Origin of the sequence: Amycolatopsis sp. NPDC052450, assembly GCF_044547565.1 — a bacterium.
GTDB lineage: Bacteria > Actinomycetota > Actinomycetes > Mycobacteriales > Pseudonocardiaceae > Amycolatopsis.
Genome location: NZ_JBIUAQ010000062.1, coordinates 1 through 8144, shown reverse-complemented (window position 1 = coordinate 8144; position 8144 = coordinate 1). Strand labels below are relative to the sequence as shown.

Sequence of the window (8144 nt, the reverse complement as noted above, 5' to 3'; positions counted from 1 at the left end):
CGTGAAGGGTTCCTTACCTACCCTGAGGGTAGTAAGGAGGCCCTCGCTACCGGCCGGCGTGCAACCTATGTCGCGAAAGCCACTTTCGCGACGGCAAGCGTCCCGAAAGTGGCTTTCGCGACATCTGTGCCAGGTCCGTGGGCGCCCGGCAGGTGGCGGCCGGGACGCCATGAACGGTCCTTTACTTGCAAAATTCGCAAGGAAAGGACCGTTCCTAGCACTTCGCCCATCAAGACCCAACTTCGAACAGAACCGATCAGCGCGGCTACAGACCGGACAGGTCCGGGCCGCGAACTGTGCACGATGGAGTGTTCGCGTCCCGGCCTGATCCGGGTGAGGATGGGGGCACGAGCACGAGGAGGAAGATCATGGTTTCGTCGGCGTCCGCGCGCAATCCGCTGTGGCACCCCTTCGCGGACATGGGAGCGGTCGACGGCGACCGGCTCGTCATCACCCGCGGTGAGGGTTCCTACGTCTGGGACGACGAGGGGAAGCGGTATTTCGACGCGACCGCGTCGCTCTGGTACGCGAACTTCGGGCACGGACGCGAGGAGATCGCGCAGGCCGTCGCGGACCAGTTGCGGACGCTCGATTCGTACAACCTGTTCGGCTACAACGCCAACGAGCCCGCGCTGAGGCTCGCCGAGCGGGTCTCGGCGCTGGCGCCGGAGCCGGGCTCGAAGGTGTTCTTCGGCTCGGGCGGTGGTGACGTCATCGACACCGCGGTCAAAATCGCCCGGTCGTATTTCGCGCACACCGGCCGCCCGGAGAAGGTGCACGTCATCGGGCGCGTGCAGGGCTACCACGGCACGCACGGTTTCGGGACGGCCGTCGGCGGCATCGCGGCCAACGCGGCGGGCTTCGGGCCGCTGCCGGGCGACATGTCGCACGTGCCTTACGACAGCGCCGAAGCACTCGAGGCGGAGATCCTGCGGGTCGGGCCGGAGCGGGTCGCGGCGTTCTTCTGCGAACCGGTGATCGGCGCGGGCGGGGTCCTGCTGCCGCCGGAGGGCTACCTCGAGACGGTCGCCGGGATCTGCCGCGAACATGACGTGCTGTTCGTCGCGGACTGTGTGATCGCCGCGTTCGGACGGCTGGGGACCTGGTTCGGGATCGACCGGTGGGCCGTGAAACCCGACATGATCACGACCGCGAAGGGCATCACCGGCGGGACGATCCCGCTGGGCGCGCTGATCGTCGCGCCGAGGGTGGCCGAGCCGTTCTTCACCGGTGCGCCGGGTGCGCCGGTGCTGCGGCACGGCGCGACCTACGCGGGGCATCCGGTCGCCTGCGCCGCGGGGAACGCGACGCTGGACATCTACGAGCGTGACGGGCTCATCCCGCGCGGACGGGAACTGGAGAAGCCGCTGGCCGACGCGCTTTCCGGGCTGGCTTCGCATCCCTTGGTCGCGGAGGTCCGGGCCGGGCTGGGCTTCCTCGGCGCGGTGGAACTGAAGGCCGACTTCCTCGCGTCCGACGCCGGCGCGCCGAACCGGTTGCAGCGGATGGCGCGCGAAGAGGGTGTCCTCGTGCGGAACCTGGCCAAGGGGATCGCGGTGTCGCCGCCGTTGATCGCCGGAGAGGCCGAACTGGACCTGCTCGCTTCGGCGCTGCCTCGCGCTCTGGACCGGCTGGTCTAGCGTGCCGCAGCGGCCCAAGACGCAATGAAGGGGCCTTTCATAGCAAAATTTGCTATGAAAGGCCCCTTCATGTCACGTCCACCGCGCCCGGCGAGTGCCGGTGCGGCGGAGCGTGACGTGCACGAGGGCCTCGCGCTCGGTCATGAAGGGCGCAGCCGACGGGACCAGGTCCCTTCATGACACCCCCAGTGCGACGGGCCCACGTGGGCCCGCCTCAGCAGAGGCGGAGTTCTTCGCCCTCGAAGTCCGCGGTGACGATCCACGCGGACGGTCTCGGTGTCACCTGGAAGTCATACGCCATACCGGCACATTAACCACGCGCCCCGACATTTCCGGGAGCTCATGCCCGCTGACCACGGTGAACCGCCATTTGTCGACCCCGCCGCCGATGATCTCGGCGTACCGCCGGGCGCCGTCCGCGTTGGCGAAGCGCACCTGCTGGCCATTGGTGAGATGGGTGATCTTGACCGCCATCCGTGCCTCCTGAAGTCCGGTGCCGGCCCGCGGAGCTTCCCCCTCCGGGGCCGGCGCCGACAGTAGAACACATGTTCGACGACCCTCGCCAATCCGGCCCCCCGTGCGGGTCACCGCCGCATGGTCACCCGCGGCCACGCGTCCAGGCCGCGGGCGATTTCCTGGGCCCGGACGGCCCGTAACCCCTCGGTGAGGCTCTCCTCGTCGAGGGTCACGAAGCCGAGCCGGGCGTAGTACGGCGCGTTCCACGGCACCTCGGCGTACGTCGTCAGCGTCAGCCCCGCGAGGCCTTCGCGCGAGGCCCAGCCGGCGGCGTGCTCGATCAACCGCCGCCCCAGGCCCCGCCGCGCGTGATCCGGATGGACGGACACCTGCTCGATGTGGCCGTGGCCGTCGACGACCTCGGCGAGCAGGTACGCCACCGGGCCGTCGCCGTCGTCCCACACCCAAGCCCGGCCGTCGCGCTGGAAGGCCGTGAGGTCCGCGATCGACGGCGGGTCGTCGTCGGCGATCGCGGCCATGCCGAGCGCGCGGAACGGTTCACCCGCGGCGCGTTCGATGTCCTGGAGCACGGGCAGGTCTTCGGGGACGGCGAATCGGATCACGGATCGAGTTCTACCCCGCCGCGGGGGGCGGTCGCGCCTGAATTAGAGGGAGAACGACGAAACGGCCCGATGGATCCTGCTCGCGTACGACTGGAGCGCGACGATGGCGGCCCGTTTCTCGTCGTCGCCGATCCGGGCCGCCGGGGCGGCGAGGGTCAGCACCGCGGGCCGGTGCCCGGTGCTCGGGATCGGCACCGAACAGGACCAGACGCCGTCGTCCAGTTCGCCCCAGCTGACCGAATACCGGTTCGCCCCGGCGCGTTTGACCTCTTCGCGCACGCTCGGGCCGCGGCGATGGACGATCGACGAAAGCCGTCTTTCGCGTTCGCCCTCCGGCAGCATGGCGAGCAGCATCTTGCCCGACGCGCCGGTGCCGAGCGGGACGGAATGGCCGGGCTGGAAGGTGAAACGCATCGCGCGTTCACATTCGACCCGGTCCGCGCAGACGGCGGCATCGCCGAAATGCTGGAACAGCAGCACTGTCTCCCCGAGGGCGCGTGCCGCCTCTTCCATCGCCGGACGGGCCAGCCGGGCGAGGTCGTTGGCCAGCTGCGCCGCCCGCGCGAGGGGCATCACCTGGCTCGTCACGTGATAGCGCCCCGTCCTTCCCTCCTCCAGGAGCTGGAGTTCCTTCAGCAGTGCGACGTAGCGATACGTCGTCGCGACCGGGGTGCCGATCCTCGCGGCGAGTTCGGCGACGCTGGCGTCCCAGCGGCGTTCGGAAAAGGAGAGCAGCAACTGCAGGACCTTGCGTGAGCTGCTGGCGCCGGGGGTCCGTTTCGGCGGGGCGGTGGTGTCCAGGGATCGTGCGGCAGGCGTCATCTCGACCTCTCGCCGGGGCAATCACAAAGAGTCAAGAAAGTAGCACATTGTGTGAAAAGCGGACCAGGGTCTTTGGTCCACGAACAAACGGACTTCTTGCTAGGTTCGGACCATGGAAAAGCCATTGGCGGGCAAGATCGCGTTGGTCGCCGGGGCGACCCGCGGGGCCGGGCGGGGAATCGCGGTCCAGCTGGGTGCCGCCGGTGCGACCGTTTACGTGACCGGCCGCAGTACCGGTTCCCGGCGGTCGGAAATGAATCGCCCGGAGACGATCGAGGAGACTGCGGCGCTCGTCGGCGAAGCGGGCGGACACGGGATCGCGATCGGTGTGGACCATTTGGAGGCAGCGCAGGTCCGCGAACTGGTGCAACGGATCGACGCCGAACAGGGTGCGCTGCACGTGCTGGTCAACGACATCTACGGGGCGCCCATCGAATGGGGCAAGACAGTCTGGGAGTCCACTTTGGACATCGGACTGCGGACGCTGCGGCTCGCCATCGACACCCACGCCATCACCAGCCATTTCGCGCTTCCGCTCATGATCAGGAATCCGGGCGCGCTGGTCGTCGAGGTCAATGACGGAACGGCCGAGTACAACTCGGAGAACTACCGTGTTTCGTTCTTCTACGACCTCGCCAAGACCGCGGTGAACCGGATGGCGTTCGCACTCGGCCACGAATTGGCACCGCATGGCGGTACCGCGGTGGCGGTCACCCCGGGCTGGTTACGTTCCGAGGCGATGCTCGACGCTTATCGGGTGACCGAAGAGAATTGGCGGGACGCCACGAAGGTGCAACCACATTTCGCCATTTCTGAAAGCCCCGCGTTCGTCGGCAGGGCTGTCGCGGCACTGGCCGGTGACCCGGAAGCCTGCCGCTGGAACGGGAAATCGGTTTCCAGTGGCGAATTGGCGAAGGAATACGGATTCACCGACCTCGACGGCAGCCGCCCCGACTGCTGGCGCTATCTCGTCGAGGTCCAGGATCCCGGCAAGCCGGCGGACGTCACCGGCTACCGCTGAGCCTCGCAAGGAGCGGCATGGCCAAGGCGGCACTGGCCGACCTCGTCGTCATCACCGCCCGAGCACTTGCGGCGGCTTCGCGACGTCCTGGTGTCCGTCCCCGGCTGACATCCCCGAGACGCGGCGAAGCCCCCGCGGAGGGAGGTCGCGGGGCTTCGCCGGTTCGTGGTGGGGCTAGCTACTTGTGCCGTGCGTCAGGCGGACTGAGCCTCCCGGCGCAGGAAGGGCGTGAGCAGACCGGGCGCGGCCTGTTCCGCCATCGCCAGCCCGGCCGATTCGCCGACGTCGGCCACCTGATAGCCGCCGCTGCCCGCCGCGATCGGGGCCGTCACGGTGATCAATCCGGCGCGGCGCTGGAAGAACGAGCGGCTGACGACGATCCCGGTGAGCCCTTCACGCCGGATCGCCACCGTCGCCCGCGCCAATGAGCCGGAACGGCTGACCAGATAGCGCCCGACGATCGCGTGGCCGAGATTGCGGTAACGGTCCCAGCCCACGAGCGCGGCGAGCGGCACCAGGGCGAGCGCGACCTGCCACATCCAGGACGGCAGGAAATCGATCCACGCCAGGCCGAACAGCGCCGCCGCCAGGATCAGCACGCCACCCACCGCGCGAGTCAGCCGTCTGGTGAGTGCTCGCCGCGGATGCCGGTTCAGCGGAACGGTGGCCGGGTCGAAGTTCTCCCGCAGCACCTCGGCCGCGACCTCGTGGACCCGGCCGACGGGCGCGGGTGGCAGCAGGAGCCCGCCGCCCTTGTCCCCGCCCTTGCCCTCGCGCAGTCCACCCGCGATCGCGGTGAGCCGAGCCCCGCCCGCGATCCGAAGCGGTAGCGGTTCCTTCACCTCGACGCCGCGAAGCCGCTCTTCCTCGATGGACACCGAACGCGTGGTGATCAGGCCGCGCCGGACGTGCAGAGTGCCTTCCGGCTCCCGGGTCAGCTTGAAATTCCAGAACGAGAGCACGTAGCCGCCGACGGAAAGCAGCGAGACCACCACGAGCAGGGCCACCGCCGCGACGACCACGATCAGCCACACCGCCGTGTTCGCCAGGTCTTCCATGAGGTCCCGCAGCGGTCCGACGTTCTCCGGGGCGATGTTCAGCTGGTGCGCGAAATGCCAGACGGCGGCGAACACGGCGCCCACCACGGCGAGCCCGGACAGGGTGAACGGCGCGTACCGCACCCACTTCCGGTCGACCTCCGCGACGACCTGTTCCGGCGGCGGCGCGGCCTCGGCTTCCGCGAGGACTTCCTTGCGGTGCAAGAGAACCGTGCGCAGACGGTGGGCTTCGGCCTGGCTGACCGCGTCGAGCACCAGCTGATCGCCGTTCGCGCCCGAGCCCGCCGAATGCCGTCCGGTGCCGATGCGCACGGCGCTGAGGGAGAACAGACGATGCTTCGGTTCCGAGGTGACGTCGACCGTGCGCACCCGGTCCAGCGGGATCGCGCGATGCTTGCGCAGCAACAGGCCCGTGGTCCATTCCACCTGGCCGCCGGCGATGCGGTACCGCGAAGTGAGCACGTGCGAGACGCCGACGAGCACGGTCAGCGCGGTGACCCCCAGCCCGAACCACTCCCAGCCGTTGCCCCGGCCGAGGATCACCGTTCCGATCAGCACCGGCAGCGACTTGACGACGTCGAGCAGCGGCCGGATCAGCAGCATCCGGCGATCGAGCCGGCGCCACCGGCCGACGGCGGCTTCCGCGGCTTCCGGCGGTGCCTCGGTGCTCATGTCGCGTCACCGGGAGTGGCCTGCGTGGTCTTCGTGAGCTCCGCGGCCAGCGCCAGCGCTTCGGCGTGGTCGAGACCGGCGATCTTGACCGGGCCCGCGGCCGACGCCGTCGTCACGGTGATCTTCGCCAGGCGGAACAGCTGCTCGACCGGGTCACGTTCGATGTCGACGGTCTGGATCCGCGAGATCGGCGCGATCCGCCAGTCCTGTTTGAGCCACCCTTCCTGGGTGTATACGGCCTCGCCGGTGACCTCCCAGCGGTGGATCCGGTAGCGCCACTGCGGCATGACCAGCAGATGCAGCGGCGCGAGCACACACGAGAGTGTGAGCGTCACCGTGAGCCACGTCGGGGCGTCGTCACTTGTGAGGACGAACACCGTCTGGACGCCGATGAGCACCACCCAGCCGACCGCCGCCCACACCGTCCAGTAGCCGATGGCGCGACGGCTCACCCGATTGGCTGGCGGGCGCAGGCTGAGCGTCTCTTCTGTCGTCACCCCTCCACCCTGCACCACCTCCGCGGCGACCGCCCACGACAGCTGTCACGGACCGATAGGATCCAGGTCACCGTCGGCGGAATGGATACCCCCTATCGGGGCGTTCCACCTGGAGACGGTCGTACCCACGAAACCTGGAGGATCTGGTGGCGCTGGACCCGGAAGACCTGTACGAGGTGGACTCGGACGTCCCTGACCTCGGCGGGGCCGTGCTCCTGCACTACTTCGACGGGTTCATGGACGCCGGTTCGGCGGGCAAGCTCGTCGCCGAGCACCTGCTGAACTCCTTCGAGCACCGCGTGATCGCGCGCTTCGACGTCGACCGCCTCATCGACTACCGCTCGCGCCGCCCCGCGATGACCTACTCCATCGACCACTGGGAGGACTACGACGCTCCCGAACTGGTCGTCAACCTGCTGCACGACGCCGACGGCGTGCCGTTCCTGCTGCTCACCGGGCCCGAACCGGACCACGACTGGGAGCGGTTCTGCGCGGCCGTGCGCGGCCTGGTCGAACGCTGGGACGTCCGGCTCACCACCGGTTTCCACGGCATCCCGATGGGCGCGCCGCACACCCGCCCGCTCGGCGTGACCGCGCACGCGACCAGGAACGAACTGGTCGGCGAACACCGCCCGCTGCCCAACCGGATGCAGGTGCCGGGCAGCATCGCCGGGCTGCTGGAGTTCCGGTTCGGCGAGTGGGGGCACGACGCGTCCGGCTTCGCCGCGCACGTGCCGCACTACCTGGCGGACTCGACGTACCCGAGCGCCGCGCTGAACCTGATCGGCGCCGTCGCCTCGGCGACCGGGCTGAACCTGCCGGACGGCGACCTGCGAGAAGCCTCGCACGAGGCGGAGGCCGAGATCGCCCGCCAGGTCGCCGGCTCGGAGAAGGTCGCCGACGTCGTGCGCGCGCTGGAACAGCAGTACGACACGTTCATGGAGGCGTCCGGCAAGGAGAGCCTGCTCGCGGAGTCGGCCGAGCACATGCCGACCGCCGAGGAGCTGGGCAGCCAGTTCGAGCGGTTCCTTGCCGAGCAGAACGGCGGGGAGACGCCGGAACGCTGAGGGTTTTCGTAGTACGCCGGGCCCCGGCGCTCACGTGAGTGGTCGCGGTGGTGGGGATGTCGTGAAGGGTCCCTTTGAGACGTTGAAGGTCTCAAAGGGACCCTTCACGACATACCGGGCTGAGCTCGGCCCGAGCCGAGGCTGCGGGTGTCCTGCACCGGAAGTTCGCGCCGTAAATCCGTATCGATAGCCGGCCGTTTCGCGCCTGACCCGGGGGGCATGAGGTGCGTCGCGGAATCCACAATGGCGACGCCAGGGGGGGCGCAAATGGGGTTAGCGGCACGGTGA

The 8144-nt window shown here is 69.1% G+C and carries 8 protein-coding genes; 3 read left to right on the top strand and 5 right to left on the bottom strand.

The annotated features are described in order from the left end of the window. The first annotated feature begins 368 nt into the window (after positions 1-368). Positions 369-1640, top strand: a complete 1272-nt coding sequence (locus ACIHAO_RS42880) for an aspartate aminotransferase family protein (RefSeq protein ID WP_396568089.1) — start codon at positions 369-371, stop codon at positions 1638-1640. A 279-nt stretch (positions 1641-1919) separates the two neighbouring features. On the opposite strand, the gene ACIHAO_RS42875 is transcribed toward ACIHAO_RS42880, so the two are convergent. The 3 genes from ACIHAO_RS42875 to ACIHAO_RS42865 form a co-directional block, all read right to left on the bottom strand. After that, positions 1920-2114 carry a hypothetical protein gene (locus tag ACIHAO_RS42875; protein ID WP_125788486.1) on the bottom strand — a complete coding sequence of 65 codons (195 nt, stop codon included), beginning with the start codon at positions 2112-2114 and terminating at the stop codon, positions 1920-1922. A 110-nt stretch (positions 2115-2224) separates the two neighbouring features. Further along, positions 2225-2719: a GNAT family N-acetyltransferase gene (locus ACIHAO_RS42870; protein WP_396568087.1), complete on the bottom strand. Its 495-nt coding sequence runs from the start codon at positions 2717-2719 to the stop codon at positions 2225-2227. 42 nt (positions 2720-2761) lie between these two features. Then, positions 2762-3541 (bottom strand): IclR family transcriptional regulator, encoded by a 780-nt coding sequence (locus ACIHAO_RS42865; protein ID WP_396568093.1) that lies wholly within the window; start codon positions 3539-3541, stop codon positions 2762-2764. A gap of 112 nt (positions 3542-3653) precedes the next feature. Here ACIHAO_RS42865 and ACIHAO_RS42860 point away from each other — a divergent pair, with 112 nt between their 5' ends. Further along, positions 3654-4562 (top strand): SDR family oxidoreductase, encoded by a 909-nt coding sequence (locus ACIHAO_RS42860; protein ID WP_396568085.1) that lies wholly within the window; start codon positions 3654-3656, stop codon positions 4560-4562. 194 nt (positions 4563-4756) lie between these two features. On the opposite strand, the gene ACIHAO_RS42855 is transcribed toward ACIHAO_RS42860, so the two are convergent. Then, a complete protein-coding gene (locus ACIHAO_RS42855; protein ID WP_396568083.1) occupies positions 4757-6292 on the bottom strand; it encodes a PH domain-containing protein in 1536 nt (511 codons plus the stop codon). After that, on the bottom strand, positions 6289-6831 hold the full coding sequence (locus ACIHAO_RS42850; protein WP_396568091.1) for a PH domain-containing protein: 543 nt from the start codon (positions 6829-6831) through the stop codon (positions 6289-6291). Before ACIHAO_RS42850 ends, ACIHAO_RS42855 begins: the two co-directional genes overlap by 4 nt. 104 nt (positions 6832-6935) lie before the next feature. On the opposite strand from ACIHAO_RS42850, the gene ACIHAO_RS42845 reads away from it, so the two are divergent. Beyond that, a complete protein-coding gene (locus ACIHAO_RS42845; RefSeq protein ID WP_396568081.1) occupies positions 6936-7856 on the top strand; it encodes a proteasome assembly chaperone family protein in 921 nt (306 codons plus the stop codon). The last annotated feature ends 288 nt before the right edge of the window (positions 7857-8144 follow it).

What these genes read in the sequence shown, in the direction of transcription:
- ACIHAO_RS42865 (WP_396568093.1), bottom strand. Translation starts at nt 3,541, where the DNA reads ATGACGCCTGCCGCACGATCCCTGGACACCACCGCCCCGCCGAAACGG.
- ACIHAO_RS42855 (WP_396568083.1), bottom strand. Translation starts at nt 6,292, where the DNA reads ATGAGCACCGAGGCACCGCCGGAAGCCGCGGAAGCCGCCGTCGGCCGG.
- ACIHAO_RS42880 (WP_396568089.1), top strand. Translation starts at nt 369, where the DNA reads ATGGTTTCGTCGGCGTCCGCGCGCAATCCGCTGTGGCACCCCTTCGCG.
- ACIHAO_RS42875 (WP_125788486.1), bottom strand. Translation starts at nt 2,114, where the DNA reads ATGGCGGTCAAGATCACCCATCTCACCAATGGCCAGCAGGTGCGCTTC.
- ACIHAO_RS42860 (WP_396568085.1), top strand. Translation starts at nt 3,654, where the DNA reads ATGGAAAAGCCATTGGCGGGCAAGATCGCGTTGGTCGCCGGGGCGACC.